The organism is Clostridium sp. OF09-36, assembly GCF_003481985.1.
In the GTDB taxonomy this organism is placed as follows: domain Bacteria; phylum Bacillota; class Clostridia; order Lachnospirales; family Lachnospiraceae; genus Brotaphodocola.
Genome location: NZ_QUMD01000009.1, coordinates 1 through 15,041 on the forward strand (window position 1 = coordinate 1; position 15,041 = coordinate 15,041).

At 48.5% G+C, this 15,041-nt stretch carries 13 protein-coding genes and 1 pseudogene; all 14 read left to right on the forward strand.

From position 1 onward, the window contains the following. The coding region (locus DXA97_RS08870) for a virulence-associated E family protein (RefSeq protein ID WP_243107601.1) at nt 1-629 on the forward strand (629 nt) is incomplete at its 5' end. Nucleotides 630-870: 241 nt separating this feature from the next. After that, the gene (locus tag DXA97_RS08880; RefSeq protein WP_008703749.1) at nt 871-1,104 is read left to right on the forward strand and encodes an excisionase; all 234 of its coding nucleotides are present in this window, start codon (nt 871-873) and stop codon (nt 1,102-1,104) included. 111 nt (nt 1,105-1,215) lie between these two features. Then, complete coding sequence (locus tag DXA97_RS08885; protein ID WP_008703747.1) at nt 1,216-2,415, forward strand: site-specific integrase; 1,200 nt, start codon at nt 1,216-1,218, stop codon at nt 2,413-2,415. A gap of 185 nt (nt 2,416-2,600) precedes the next feature. After that, nucleotides 2,601-3,068: a low molecular weight protein-tyrosine-phosphatase gene (locus DXA97_RS08890; protein WP_118719603.1), complete on the forward strand. Its 468-nt coding sequence runs from the start codon at nt 2,601-2,603 to the stop codon at nt 3,066-3,068. Between the two features lie 62 nt (nt 3,069-3,130). Next, nucleotides 3,131-3,928, forward strand: coding sequence for a PfkB family carbohydrate kinase (locus tag DXA97_RS08895; protein ID WP_118719605.1), 798 nt, complete (start codon nt 3,131-3,133; stop codon nt 3,926-3,928). A gap of 124 nt (nt 3,929-4,052) precedes the next feature. Next, nucleotides 4,053-4,772 (forward strand): YkgJ family cysteine cluster protein, encoded by a 720-nt coding sequence (locus DXA97_RS08900; protein ID WP_118719607.1) that lies wholly within the window; start codon nt 4,053-4,055, stop codon nt 4,770-4,772. Continuing rightward, complete coding sequence (locus DXA97_RS08905; RefSeq protein WP_279221149.1) at nt 4,769-5,725, forward strand: patatin family protein; 957 nt, start codon at nt 4,769-4,771, stop codon at nt 5,723-5,725. Before DXA97_RS08900 ends, DXA97_RS08905 begins: the two co-directional genes overlap by 4 nt. A gap of 251 nt (nt 5,726-5,976) precedes the next feature. Further along, a complete protein-coding gene (locus tag DXA97_RS08910; RefSeq protein ID WP_118719609.1) occupies nt 5,977-8,259 on the forward strand; it encodes a hydratase in 2,283 nt (760 codons plus the stop codon). A gap of 314 nt (nt 8,260-8,573) precedes the next feature. Then, nucleotides 8,574-9,512 carry a LysR family transcriptional regulator gene (locus DXA97_RS08915; RefSeq protein ID WP_118719611.1) on the forward strand — a complete coding sequence of 313 codons (939 nt, stop codon included), beginning with the start codon at nt 8,574-8,576 and terminating at the stop codon, nt 9,510-9,512. Between the two features lie 112 nt (nt 9,513-9,624). After that, nucleotides 9,625-11,578 (forward strand): annotated as a pseudogene (locus DXA97_RS08920) (aconitate hydratase). 5 nt (nt 11,579-11,583) lie between these two features. Continuing rightward, on the forward strand, nt 11,584-12,150 hold the full coding sequence (locus DXA97_RS08925; protein ID WP_279221153.1) for a 2-hydroxycarboxylate transporter family protein: 567 nt from the start codon (nt 11,584-11,586) through the stop codon (nt 12,148-12,150). A 48-nt stretch (nt 12,151-12,198) separates the two neighbouring features. Continuing rightward, on the forward strand, nt 12,199-13,113 hold the full coding sequence (locus tag DXA97_RS08930; protein ID WP_118719615.1) for an alpha/beta hydrolase: 915 nt from the start codon (nt 12,199-12,201) through the stop codon (nt 13,111-13,113). 119 nt (nt 13,114-13,232) lie between these two features. After that, nucleotides 13,233-14,723, forward strand: a complete 1,491-nt coding sequence (locus tag DXA97_RS08935; RefSeq protein ID WP_118719617.1) for a C69 family dipeptidase — start codon at nt 13,233-13,235, stop codon at nt 14,721-14,723. A gap of 50 nt (nt 14,724-14,773) precedes the next feature. Beyond that, nucleotides 14,774-15,019 carry a LysR family transcriptional regulator gene (locus DXA97_RS08940; protein ID WP_118719619.1) on the forward strand — a complete coding sequence of 82 codons (246 nt, stop codon included), beginning with the start codon at nt 14,774-14,776 and terminating at the stop codon, nt 15,017-15,019. The last annotated feature ends 22 nt before the right edge of the window (nt 15,020-15,041 follow it).

Sequence of the window (15,041 nt, forward strand, 5' to 3'; positions counted from 1 at the left end):
AGAAAGAGGTCTACAAGATACCCTATGAAACCCACCCGGCAGACCGCCCCCGTCAGTGCGTGTTTGGCGGCACTTCCAATGCCCTTGACTTCCTGCCCCTTGACCGTTCAGGCAACCGCCGTTTTATCCCGGTCATGGTGTACCCGGAGCAGGCGGAGGTTCACATTTTGGAGGACGAAGCTGCTTCCAGAGCCTATATCGGGCAGATGTGGGCAGAAGCGATGGAGATTTATCGAAGCGGCAGGTTCAAGCTGGCTTTCAGCCCCGCCATGCAGCGGTATCTCAAAGAACACCAGCGGGATTTTATGCCGGAGGACACCAAAGCCGGGATGATACAGGCGTATCTTGATAAGTACACCGGGAGCATGGTCTGCTCCAAGCAGCTCTATAAGGAAGCCTTGAACCATGCTTTTGACGAGCCGAAGCAATGGGAAATCCGGGAAATCAACGAGATTATGAACCAGTGCATTGACCGCTGGCGGTACTTCCAAAACCCAAGAATGTTTTCCGAATATGGCAGACAAAAGGGCTGGGAGCGTGAAAACCCGGCAACGGACTTATGCAACCCGTCTGAAAAAACAATGGACGGTTTTGTGGAGATCACAGAACAGATGGAGCTTCCATTCTGAAAATGACAGCCCGTTGCACCCCCTGTTGCTATCCCGTTGCCGAGCCGGTTGTCGGGGAAAAAACCTTATTTCCGGGCTTTTCTCCCTTATAACAACCAAAACAACAGAAAAATAAAACAAAAGTATAAATAGTAACCATCGCCAGATTGAGATTGTTTGCAAGGTCTTTTGAAGCCCGTTGCCGGACTTCGTTGCCGCCACCCTCTGTCTGGCTATTTTCATGTATGGAGGATAACTGCCTATGGCGAATAATAAGCTGAATATTGAAGGAAAAAATTACTCGGATATTCCGGTGTGGCGTAGATATACGCTTACCATTGAGGAAGCAGCCAGATATTATCATATCGGCGAAGGAAAATTGAGAACGCTTATTGACACACATCCCAATGAGGATTTTTATGTGATGAACGGCAATCGTGCCCTCATTAAGCGTGAGAAATTTGAGAGGTATCTGGATCAGGCTACTGCTGTGTAAACAGAGCTGACAGATTTACCGATTTCACATGATATAACTATGCGGAGAGCTGGATTTGTGCTATGATAAGAGTGCAAGTCTGGCTCTCTTTTTTTGAAAGGAGAGTTCACGATGAGTGAGAAAAGACGAGATAACCGTAATCGGATTTTGCGAGAGGGCGAGTACCAGCGTAAAGATGGGAGGTATCGGTTCCGCTATATTGATGAGGACGGAAAAGAGAAAAATGTATACAGTTGGCGTTTGGACAAGAATGACCCAATGCCAAAAGGGAAGAAGCGGGAGCCTTCCCTGCGTGAGAAAGAAAAACAGATTGAAGCGGATTTGTTTGACCGTATCGTAACCAACGGAGGCAACTATACTGTTTTGGAACTGGTAGAAAAGTATGTTTCATTGAAAACAGGAGTTCGTCACAATACGGTTGCCGGATATAAAACAGTCATCAATATGCTGAAAAAAGAGAGTTTTGGGAATCTGCGAATTGATAAGGTGCGTTTGTCAGACGCCAAGGCATGGTTGATTAAGCTCCAACAAATTGATGGGCGGGGATACAGTTCCATTCATTCTATCCGGGGAGTCCTCAGACCAGCATTTCAGATGGCGGTAGACGATGATTTGCTTCGTAAAAATCCATTTGAATTTGAGCTTGCATCCGTCATTGTCAATGATTCTGTTACCAGAGAAGCGATTACCCGAAAGCAGCAGAGAGATTTGCTAAAGTTTATTCAGGAAGATAAACATTTTAGCAGATACTATGATGCAATCTATATTCTTTTTCACACAGGGCTTCGTATCTCAGAGTTCTGTGGACTGACGGTTTCAGAAATCGAGTTTGGAGAAATGCGTATCAAGGTAGACCATCAGTTACAGCGTACTGCACAGATGCAGTATGTAATTGAAGAACCAAAAACTGACAAAGGCATCCGCTATGTGCCGATGACGGAAGCTGTCGCAGCGTGTTTTCGCAGAATCATTGCCAACCGCAAGACACCAAAAGTTGAACCGATGGTGGAAGGATATGCAGGATTTTTGTTTCTGGATAAAAACGATATGCCGATGGTTGCCCTTCACTGGGAAAAGTATCTGGAGCATATCATTCAGAAATACAACAGGATTTACCGTATCCAGATGCCGAAAGTTACCCCTCATGTATGCAGGCACACCTTTTGCTCTAATATGGCAAAATCCGGGATGAATCCGAAAACCTTGCAGTATATCATGGGTCACGCAGACATCAGTGTAACCTTGAACACTTACACCCATGTGAATTTTGATGATGCAAAGGAAGAAGTATATCGGATAGCGAATAGTTAAAAAAGCCCGTTGGTAAGGACGCTTGCTTTACCAATGGATTTACCAAGATTGCAGGGAAAAGCATAAGAAAATATGAGAAGATTTGAGAAGATACCTTGAAAAGAAAGGAAAACTCAAAAGTCGGAAAACCCTGAAATATCAAGCGTTTGAGAAGAAATACAAGATTTAAATGGAGATATAAAAAGATGATTAAAGTATTATTTGTTTGCCACGGCAATATCTGCCGTTCCACAATGGCCGAGAGCGTGTTCACCTACCTGGCCACTCAGGCTGGCCTGGCATCCCAATTTGAAATCAATTCCGCGGCAACCAGCCGTGAGGAAATCGGTAATCCGCCGCATTACGGCACCGTAGATAAGCTGCGTCGGGAGCATATTCCGCTGATCCCGCATCATGCGCGTCAGATGACGGCGGAGGATTACCGGTATTATGATTATCTCATCGGCATGGATACGGCAAATATCCGGAACATGACCCGGATTGCAGGCGGGGCGGATAAAGAACAGAAGATTTTTAAGCTGTTGACATTTGCAGGCAGTGGGCGTGATGTGGCGGATCCGTGGTATACGGGGGATTTTGATGCGACGTTTGCTGATGTTATGGCTGGATGCAGCGGGCTTCTTGAAAAGATCCGCAGAGAGGAAAATATTTAAATGGGAAACGGATTGTTATTTTTAACGACCTTCCAGGTTATGGTAAGGTAGCTCTGGCCGCCATGGTGCCGCTATTTTCGCGTATGGGACATTTCCCTTATCAGGTACCCACTGCGGTGGTTTCCAATACGCTTGATTTTGGAAAGTTCCGGATTCAGGACATGACGGACTACATGCGGGATACCATAAAAGTGTGGGATGAGCTTGGCTTTGATCCGGACTGCATCTGTACTGGATTTGTACTTTCGGAGGAGCAGGTGGAACTGATCGGAGATTATATTCGCAGCAGGAAGCCGAGGAGGAGTGAGACACAGAGCGTGGACAATGGCTGTCTGGTCATGGTAGATCCGATCATGGCAGATGGCGGAAAGCTTTATAACGGAATCGGCATGGAGCGGGTTGCGGCCATGAGAAAGCTGGTCAGCTACTCGGATGTGATGGTTCCGAATATGACCGAGGCTGGCTTTCTGACGGGAATCTGCCCGGGCAGGGAACGGGCCTCAGCGGCAGAACTGCGGGAACTCGTTGACGGGCTGCACAAGTTATCCGGGAAATCGGTGGTCATTACCAGCGCGCATGATTCTGAAACGGATGAACATCTGGTTTGCGGGTATGACCACAAAAGCGGACAGTATTTCCGTGTGCCGTTTACCTTTCTTCCTGTCCGGGTTGCCGGAAGCGGAGATATTTTTTCTACAGTTATGACTGGAAAACTATTAAATGGAGAGAGTCTGGAGGCGGCGGTGCAGGAAGCTGTGCGTGTCCTGACTGCGCTGATACGGGAAAATCAGAGTCATTTGGATGAATACAAAGGAATTCTGGTTGAGCGTTATTGGGAATTACTGGATGAGAACAATTAGCGGTACAGCATATAGCAGGAGCGGAATCTGCTTTGTGAAACTGTGGCGCGGCAGACCGGAAATTATGAAATGAGTCAATGGAAAGCATTGGCAGCAGAAAAACAAAATCGGGAGGAAACTTGGAGTGCTTAGAAATGTAAGTCTGGAGGAGATTTCAGACGGCAAATTATATGGGTTGAATGATATGGCGAAGTTGGGCTGCAATGACTGTGCGGGTTGTTCGTCCTGTTGCCGTGGAATGGGAAACACGATTGTGCTGGATCCCTATGATGTCTGGCGGCTGACGGGTGGTTTAGGCGTTTCGCTGCAGGAGCTTTTAGCAGGGCATCTGGAACTGAATGTGGTGGACGGAATCATCCTGCCAAATCTGAAGCTGGCGGGGGATTCGGAACAGTGTACCTTTTTGAATGACGCCGGGCGATGCAGTATTCATCCGTATCGTCCAGGCATCTGCAGGCTGTTCCCTTTGGGGCGGTATTATGAAGAGGACGGATTTCGCTACATTCTGCAGATTCATGAATGCGAAAAACCAAATCGCAGCAAGGTGAAGATCCGCAAGTGGATGGATACGCCGGATATGGAGCGGTATGATGCCTATATTGCGGACTGGCATGCGTTTTTGAAACAGCTGCGGATTCGTATCGGCGCAGAGTTGGATGGAAAAACTGCGGCGAAAGCAAGCGCAGATGGCGCAAACGAAACACCATCCCCTGATCTCGCAAAATCCGTCAGCATGTATATTTTGCAGCGGTTTTATCTGCTTCCCTATGACACCAGACGGGACTTCTACAGTCAGTATGAGGCCCGCATGGCCGCGGCAAAAGAATGGAGTGAGAATCTATGAGCAGCATGAATGACACAGGCAGCATCAAAGGCACAGGCAGCATCAAAGGCACAGGCAGCATCAAAGGCACAGGCAGCATCAACGGTGCAGACATTACTGAAAACACCGTAAAAACCGGCCTGGTATTAGAGGGCGGCGGGATGCGTGGGATGTATACTGACGGTATTCTGGATGTTTTTCTGGATCAGGGACTTTCCTTTGACGGAGTGATCGGAGTTTCGGCCGGAGCTATCCATGGTTCCAGTTTTGTGTCCGGGCAAAGAGGCCGGAACATCCGTTATTATAAGAAATATATCCGGGATAACCGGTTTATCAGCATGCGTAATCTGCTCCGAACCGGAGACATTGCGGAGGTGCAGTTTTGCTATCACGATCTGCCGGAGAAGCTGGATCTTTACGATTACGTTGCCTTCAACCGTTCTAAAACGGAGTTTTATGCAGTCTGCAGCAATGTGGAGACTGGAAAGCCGGAGTATATCCGCATTACAGATATGAAAAAGCAGATTGATGTGATCCGGGCATCGGCCTCCCTTCCATACGTTTCCAGACTGGTGAAGACAGAAGGGATGAAGCTGTTGGATGGCGGCTGCACGGATAGCATTCCTCTGATGAAGTTCAGGGAGATGGGATTCACAAAGAATGTGGTGATCCTGACCCGGCCGAAGGGATACCAGAAGGAACCGGAGCAGCTGGCTATGGCGAAAATCCGCTATCGGAAGTATCCGGCCTTTGTGGAGGCGCTGTCTCACAGGCATGAGCGCTATAATGAGAGTTTGCGGCAGATTGAAGAGCTGGAGAAAATGGGTGAGATTTTTGTGCTGCGTCCGGATGAGCCGCTTAAGATCGGACGGCTGGAGCGCAGCCCGGAGAAACTGCAGCAGGTGTATGACATTGGAAGGCGGGATGCGCTTATGAAGATGCGTGACCTGAAGTGCTGGCTGGAGAATCATTAGGCAGATCAAAACTGGATTGACAGACCAGAAGCACAGGCCAGGCATTCAGATAACAGAAAACCTGCAGTCAGGCCAAACAATGGCATAGGAAATTCCTATGGCTTTTATATTATATATAGTATTTTACAAATACTGAAAAAAGATGCATAATTAAGCCATCAAAGGAAATAAAGCCGGAAACGAATCAGAATGGATTCAGAATCAAAAGGCTTTAACACAATAAACCACACAGTTACAGGAGGAGAGTTCGTATGGTTAAGTTACACGATGGCGGAGTTTATCTCATAAACGGTGAGACCCTGCTTCCGGAGGCAGAGGCTGCAAAGGTTGAGCAGATGACCGGAAGAGCGGTTGCAAAAGAGGAGGCTAAGAAAGGTACCATTGCTTATGGCATCATGAAAGCGCACAATCAGTCCGATACCATGGATAAGCTTCAGATTAAATTTGATGCAATGGTTTCTCACGATATTACCTTTGTTGGTATTATCCAGACCGCCCGGGCATCAGGAATGGAAAAGTTCCCGCTTCCTTACGTTTTAACCTGCTGCCATAACTCTTTATGTGCAGTTGGCGGAACCATCAATGATGACGATCACTATTTTGGCCTTTCTGCGGCAAAGAAGTATGGCGGCCTTTTCGTTCCGCCACACGTAGCAGTATGTCATCAGTACATGCGCGAGTGCTTTGCAGGCGGCGGTAAGATGATCTTGGGCTCTGACTCCCATACCCGTTACGGTGCCCTTGGTACCATGGCAATCGGTGAGGGCGGCGGTGAGCTGTCCAAGCAGCTGTTAAAGCAGACCTACGATGTTGCTTACCCGGGCGTTATCGCTATTTACCTGACCGGAAAACCGCAGCCGTTCGTTGGACCGCACGATATTGCACTGGCTATCTGCGGCGCTGTTTACAAGAATGGTTATGTAAAGAATAAAGTAATGGAGTTCGTCGGACCTGGCGTTTCTTCCATGACAACGGACTACCGTAACGGTGTGGATGTTATGACCACCGAGACCACTTGCCTGTCTTCCATCTGGAGAACGGACGATGATACCAGGGCATTCCTGGAGAAGCATCACCGCGGTGATGAATTCAAGGAGCTGAATCCGGAAGCAGTTGCTTACTACGATGGCTGCGTAGAGATCGACTTGAGCACCATCAAGCCGATGATCGCACTGCCGTTCCATCCGTCTAATGCTTTTGAGATTGATTACCTGTATGAGAATCTCGAAGACATTCTGCGCGAGACCGAGAAGGCAGCTGACCAGATTGCAGAGGGAAGAGCACACTTTACCTTACTTGACAAAATTACCAAAGATGGTAAACTTCAGGTACAGCAGGGTATCATCGCAGGCTGTGCAGGCGGCAACTACACCAACGTGGTAGAGGCTGCCCATGCATTAAAGGGCAAAAATATCGGAGATGGCGAGTTCTACCTGTCCGTATATCCGTCTTCCCAGCCGGTTTACACCGATCTGGACCGCAAGGGTCTGTTAGCAGACCTGATGGATGCAGGCGCAATCATCCGATCCGCTTTCTGCGGACCGTGCTTCGGCGCTGGCGATACTCCGGCAAACAATGCACTTTCCATCCGTCATACCACCAGAAACTTCCCGAACCGCGAAGGTTCCAAGCCGGGTAACGGACAGATGTCCGCAGTTGCCCTTATGGATGCACGTTCCATTGCGGCAACCGCAGCAAATGGCGGTAAGCTGACTTCAGCAGAGACTATGGACTGCTGGGGCGATATTCCGGAGTATAATTACGAGGATCGCGCTTACAAGGCAAGAGTATACAACGGTTACAACAAGGCAGAGGAAGATTCTGAGCTGCGCTTTGGTCCGAACATCAAAGACTGGCCGGAGATGGAGGCACTTTCTGAGAATATCCTTTTAAAGGTTTCCTCCAAGATCCTGGACGAAGTAACCACCACCGATGAGCTGATTCCGTCCGGTGAGACTTCTTCCTTCCGATCTAATCCGTTAGGACTGGCTGAGTTTACCCTGTCCAGACGTGATCCGGAGTATGTTGGCCGTGCGAAGGCAGTTCAGGCTATGGAGCAGGAACGTCTTGCAGGTACTGTAAACGCTGAGATCGCTGAGGTAATGAAGGTTGTCAATACCATTCCGGGTCAGGAACAGGTAAAAGCGGAAGATGTTGAGATTGGTTCCACCATCTACGCAAATAAGCCTGGTGATGGTTCTGCCCGTGAGCAGGCTGCTTCCTGTCAGAGAGTCCTGGGCGCTCTTGCAAACATCACCCAGGAATACGCAACCAAGCGTTATCGTTCCAACTGCATGAACTGGGGTATGCTTCCGTTCCATTTAAAGGGCGAGCCGACCATGTTCGATGTAGATGATTACATCTACATCCCGAATATGCGCACCGCATTAGAGGGCGACTTAACCGATATTCCGGCATATGTCATCAAGAACGGCAAGGCAGAAGAGATTCATCTCTATATCCAGCCGATGACAGAGAACGAGCGCAAGATCGTAAAGGCAGGCTGTCTCATCAACTTTAACAGAAACAAATAATCAGCAAGGATTCCTCATCTGATACAGATGGCGGAAGAAACAATAGACGAAAGAATGAAACGATAGAAACAGATAAGATTCCCACCGTTTTACGGCTTATCTGCTACTATAAAACTCCTTATGTAAGTGTAAGAACAAAGCGGGGCTGTCTGGAAGGGCAGCTCCGTTTTGCGTTGCGCAGAAAAACAGCGTGTGGAAATGATTTATGAAAAAATGAGCGGGAGATGGAGAAAATGCATGACAGGATCGCAGACAACAGGTACAATAGCAACAGAAGGACAAGAAAGATTTTTTAAGAAAAATGGAGGATTTCCATGGAACTGAGACAATTCACCTACGTGAACCAGGTGGCGGAATGCGGAAGCTTTACGAAAGCGGCGGCGAAGCTTTTCATCAGTCAGCCGGCACTCAGCAATTACATCAGTAAGGTAGAGGAGGATCTGGGAGTGAAGCTGTTTGACCGATCTACGAATCCGCTGAAGCTGACCTATGCAGGGGAACAGTATGTAAAACGCGCGAACGTGATCCTGGGACAGATGGAAGAGATGAACCGGGAACTTCGGGATATCACCCATCATATGACAGGTCGTCTGCGGATCGGGTTTCCGAGTGAACGGATCGTGTATATGCTGCCGCTCATTTTAAAACCGTTAAAGGACCGTTATCCAGGCATTGATGTAGAGGTTTCTACGGGTCCAGGAAACCAGCTGATCGCGGACTTGAAAGCAGGTAATGTGGATTTTGTGTTTCTTCCGTACTGGAATCCGATCAAAGACGTGGTGCAGGTGGAAATTGTGCAGGAAGAACTGGTTTTAGTGGCTGCGCAAGGCCATCTTTCCGAAAACTGCTTTCTGGACCGGGAAAGGAAGGTGGTGAACTGGCGTGAGGTGGCAAAATTGCCGCTCATCACGTTAAAAAAGGGCCATGCGTTGCGTTCCTGCGTGGATGTCCTGTACGCGCATGCAGAGAAAAAACCGAATATCTTTTTTGAATCGCACAGCAATATGTTGTCCTACCGCCTGGCAGCCCAGGGGCTTGGCGTGGCAATCATTCCGGAGATTACGCTGGAACTGATGGAAGGTGGCATGGAGGCGGAGGTTTATCATCTTTCCGTTACACCGGTTCAGTGGCCGGTCATGGTATTGTACCGGGAAGGCTGCTATATCGGGGAAGTGGAACAGGCACTTCTGGACATCGCACGGGAGACCATGCAGGCTCATAAGAAAAAGCTATGGGCTTCATTTGCAAAATGAAATTTTACTTATAATCAGTACCCACTTATAATGAACTCAGAAGTTGAGAATCAGTTACTGTTTGCGGTTGTATGAACAGTAACCAGAGTCATTTAAGGAGGGTACTTTTTTCATGGGAAAGAATCTGACAAGAAAAATCCTGGAGAGTCATCTGGCAAAGCCGTCTGCCATGAATCCGGGCGATGAGATCTATGTAAAGGTGGATCAGACTTTGACACATGACATCAATGCGGTGATGACGTATCTGGCGTTTGAGGCCATTGGTCTGGACCGGACGCAGGTGGAGACCAGCGTGAGCTATCTGGACCACAACCTGTTATATCTGGATAACAAGACGCCGGATGACCACATTTATCTGCAGTCTGTGGCAAAGCGTTATGGTGTGCATGTTTCCAGACCGGGCAACGGAATCTGCCATGCGGTACATGTAGCGAGATTTGGTGTTCCGGGCAAGCTGAGCATGGGTGGTGACAGCCATACACCGCACGGTGGTTCCATCGGCATGCTGTGCATCGGCGTGGGTGGTATGGACGTGGCAACGGCAATGACCGGTGTTCCGATGCGTCTGAAAATGCCGCAGATCATCAAGGTTAATTTAAAAGGCCACTTAAAACCGGCTGCAACGCCAAGGAGATTATCTTGGAGATGCTTCGCCGGGTTGGCATCAAGGGCGGCCTTGGAAAAGTATTTGAGTATGTAGGAGAGGGTGCTGCAGGTTTGGAGGTTGCAGAGCGTGCGACTATCACGAACATGGGCGCGGAGATGGGCGCGACCACTTCCATTTTCCCGGCAGATGAGCAGGTGCGCAAATTTATGAGGCACAGGGCCGGGAAGACCAGTATGTGGAGATGATTCCGGATGCAGATGCCGAATACGATGGCGAGATGGAGCTCAACCTGGATGAGCTGGAACCGCTGATCGCTTGCCCGCATCAGCCAGATAATGTGATGCCGTTAAAGGATGCGGAGAAGAAAAAAGTACAGCAGGTATTCATCGGAAGCTGTACGAATGCAAGTTATTCCGATATCGCGAAAGTTGCGCTGGTATTACAGGGCAGACATGTCAATGAGGATGTGAGCTGCACTTGCGCGGTTTCTTCCAAACAGGTATATAAGCAGCTGCTGCGTGACGGATATCTGGAGATGCTGATCGATGCCGGTGTGCGGATCCTGGAGACCGCCTGCGGCCCGTGCTGCGCGATCGGCCAGTCACCGGCTACCAAGGGCGTGGCTGTGCGAACCTCCAACCGGAACTTCAAGGGACGCGCCGGTAACCCGACTGCGGAGATTTATCTGGTAAGTCCGGAGAGTGCGGCAGCAACTGCCATTCTTGGAACCTTTGCAACCGCAGAAGATATTCTTGGTGAAGATGTTGCAAAACTGGCAGCGATTCATGAGCCGGAAGTTTATCCGGTGGATGATTCCATGATTATCAAGCCTCTTCCGGAAGAAGATGCAAAGAAGGTCGAAGTCGTAAAAGGACCGAATATCAAATTTCTTCCGGTCCCGGAGCAGCCAACTGAGCATCTATGTGTTCCGGTCAGCTTAAAGACCGTGGATAACATCACAACCGATGATATTACCCCGGCCAGCGCCGAGTTCTCCAGCATGCGTTCCAACATCCCGCTTATGAGCCAGTACTGTTATCACCGCTATGATCCAGAGTTTGCGGCAAGGGCAAAAGAGATGGGACAGAGCATCATCATCGGCGGCGAGAACTATGGTCAGGGATCTTCCCGCGAACACGCAGCCATCAACCCGATGTACTTAGGCGTACGTGCCGTGATCGCAAAGAGCATTGCGCGTATCCACAAGGGCAACTTGATCAATCATGGCATTATCCCGATGATCTTTGAGAATCCGGCAGATTACGACAAGATCGAGCAGGGAGACGAACTGGAAATCAACGGACTGTTAGAGCAGATGCAGACGAAAGAGGTGGAAGTGCGCAACAATACAAAGGGTGTGACATTCAAGGCGCGTCTGGAGCTTTCTGACAGTGAGCTAGAGGTGATTTCCTGCGGCGGACAGCTGCGGTATCTGAAGAAGCAGCTGGGAAGAGAATAAAAATTCTGTCGTTAACAGAAAATGACCGGGTCGATTATACAGGGGCATTGCTTTTATGTGGTACGATTTATGCGGTTGGCCGTTTATTCAGTAAGGTGCTTCTTCCGACTGTTCTTGGTGCACAGATCCATACATTTGCGTACAGCATTATCTTTGTGGTAATTTTAGCATCACTTGGCATTGTACCAGCGAATATCCGTGCAGCTGCCAAAAATATGCAGGGCTTTATGGTATCGGTTGTTGGTCTGATGTGCATGGTTAGCATGGGTGTGGATTTTGACCTGGCAGAGCTGGCATCTGCCTGCAGTCCGGCCAATCTGCTGATTGCATTTGTAGTCGTATTAGGAGCCATCCTTGGCAGTGCCCTGGTTGGCAAACTGGTTGGATTTTATCCGATTGATGCAGCAGTTACAGCCGGTCTTTGCATGGCAAACCGCGGTGGATCAGGCGATATCGCAGTACTCGGTGCAGCACACAGACTGGATCTGATCAGCTACGCACAGCTTTCCAGCCGTGTAGGCGGTGGAATCGTGCTGATCATTGCATCATTTTTCTTCTCATTCTTCCTGTAAAACAGAAGAAAATCAGGTATTGGAGTTGCAGAAAGGTGGAGGGTAACAATGAGTCAGATATGGAAAGAATTAAACGTATCGCAGGAAGAACAGAAGCTAGCGGAAGAAATCATCAATTCTGGTGCGGGGAAAACGCTCGGTCAGGAAGCATTGAACCAGTTTCATGTAAGAAAAGAATGGAATATGGAAATTGAAACTTCGGTCGGAAAGACTCTGGTACATATGTATCAGGATCAGCCGGAAACAAAGAAAAGTGCGCTGTTTATTAATGTCCACGGCGGTGGGTTTATCAAAGGACGGAGAGATCAGGATATCGTGTTCTGCAGAAACTTTGGAAGCAGAAGCGGATGTATCATAGCAGACATTGATTATATTCCGTCTCCAGCGATGCGTTATCCTGGTCAGGTTTATGCATGTTATGAGGTGCTTCAGTATTTTGCGGAACATGCAGAAGAACTGCATATTGACCGGAATTGGATTGCTATGGGAGGACACAGTGCCGGTGGAAACCTGACGCTTGCTAGTGTTTTGATGGCGATTGACAAAGGAGCATTCGTTCCGTCTTTACAGATTCTGGATTATCCTGGTCTGGATATGGCAACTCCTGCGATCGAAAAGCGTAATGGGGACAGTAACCCACGCATTCCGGCATGGAAGTCTGATTTTTATAATAAGATGTATGTGAATCCAGAAGATGCCCATGAGGTATACTGCAGCCCTGCATTTGCAACGGATGCGCAGATTCAGAAAATGCCTCCTACAGTTTTAATCTATTGTGACAATGATGTGTTCTGTGATGAAACAGAGGTATTTGCGGGACGCCTTTTAAAGGAAGGAGTTCCGGTTTATGCAAGAAGATTTTTCCACAGCAATCACGGATTTACGGTGCAGAGAAAAGGGGAATATGAGCAGGCGGAATACATGATTTTACATGCGCTTGCTGCAATGAAATCAGAAAATTAAATTTAACGATGGACCCTGGTAAGTCAGAAATGATTTATCCGGGTCTTTTCATTGTTTTTTTCTGTATCCTGCGGTAAGATTGTTACATAGAAAAATTGACGTCAAGGGAGGATATAAACATGGCTTGTACAACAATTCTTGTAGGAAAACATGCATCTTATGACGGATCCACCATGATCGCCCGGAACGATGATTCCGGATCCGGTCATTTCACCCCGAAAAAATTTGTGGTGATCCATCCGGAGGACCAGAAGCGTAGCTATTGCTCAGTATTGTCCCATGTGGAAGTGGAACTTCCGGATCATCCGTACCAGTTTACGGCAGTGCCGAACGCGGTGAAGGGAAAGGGAATCTGGGCGGCCAGCGGCGTGAATGAAAAGAACGTGGCTATGACTGCCACTGAGACCATCACGTCCAATCCCCGGGTGCTTGGCGCAGATCCTCTGGTGGAATACCAGCCTGCGGAGGACGGAAAAGACGAAGTTCCGGGCGGCATCGGTGAGGAAGATATTGTATATCTGGTGCTTCCTTACATCAACAGTGCTAGGGAAGGTGTGCTTCGCCTAGGAAGTCTTCTGGAGACCTACGGAACCTATGAGAAGAATGGCATTGCATTCCAGGATCAGGATGAGATCTGGTGGCTGGAGACGATTGGAGGGCATCACTGGATCGCAAAGAAAGTTCCGGATGATCGGTATGTGGTGATGCCGAATCAGTTTGGTATGGATGAATTTGATCTGGAAGATGCGTTTGGTGCGAAAAGGGAACATCTTTGCTCTGCGGATTTGAGAGAATTTATTGCAAAAAATCATCTGGACCTGAGACTAGATGAGGAAAGTATCTTTTGCCCGCGCGATGCATTTGGAAGCCATACGGATTCCGATCATGTTTATAATACGCCGCGCGCATGGTACATTGAGCGCTGCCTGAATCCACATACCTTTACCTGGGATGGGGTAGATGCCGAGTATGGCCCAGAGTCGGATGATATCCCATGGAGCCTGGTGCCGGAGAAAAAGCTGACCGTGGAGGATGTTAAATACGTGCTTTCCACCCATTATCAGGGCACACGGTATGATCCGTATGTCCATAGCGGAGATCTTTCGGAGCGCGGCAAATACCGTGCGGTTGGCATTAATCGAAATGACTTTGTGGCTGTGATCCAGATGCGCCCGGATCAGCCGGAGGATGCGGCTGTAATCCAGTGGCTGGCCTTTGCCTCAAACGCATTCAATGTACTGGTGCCGTTTTATGCACGTGTTTCGGAGACACCGGAGTATCTTGCCAATACAACCAAAGAAGTTTCTACTGATAACTTTTACTGGAACAGCCGCCTGATCGCAGCCATGACCGATGCTTCCTACGGAAAATCCATTGTCCATGTGGAGCGTTACCAGCTGGCGGTTCAGTCGGATGCGTATGCAATTCTGCATAAATATGATGAGCTCCTGGAGCAGACTGAGGATGCACAGGAACGCCGGATCCTGCGGGAAGATGCAAACCGGGAGATCGCACAGATGTTAAAGAAAAAGACGGCAGACACCCTGGATAAGGTTCTGTTTGAACTGAGCAGTCAGATGAAGAATGCCTTTTCCAGATCAGATAACTAGTCTGCACAGAAATCTTGTTTGAAGGGCAGGATCGAATTGGGGAAAAGTGTATGAATGAGAAAGAACTTCGCTATATGAAATGCATCGCGGAGGCAGGAAGTATCCAAAAAGCAGCGGTTCTGCTTCGGAAGAATCCTTCTTCCTTAAGTCGTGCGGTGCACCGTGTGGAGGAAGATATGGATATTATCCTTTTTAAGCGGACTCCAGAGGGGCTGCGGCCGACGCAGGAGGGAGAATTGTACCTTCAGGCGGCGGGAGAGATTCTTTCCATGTATGATGAGTTAAAAGAAAAATAGGATGATATAGCAAAAATAGATG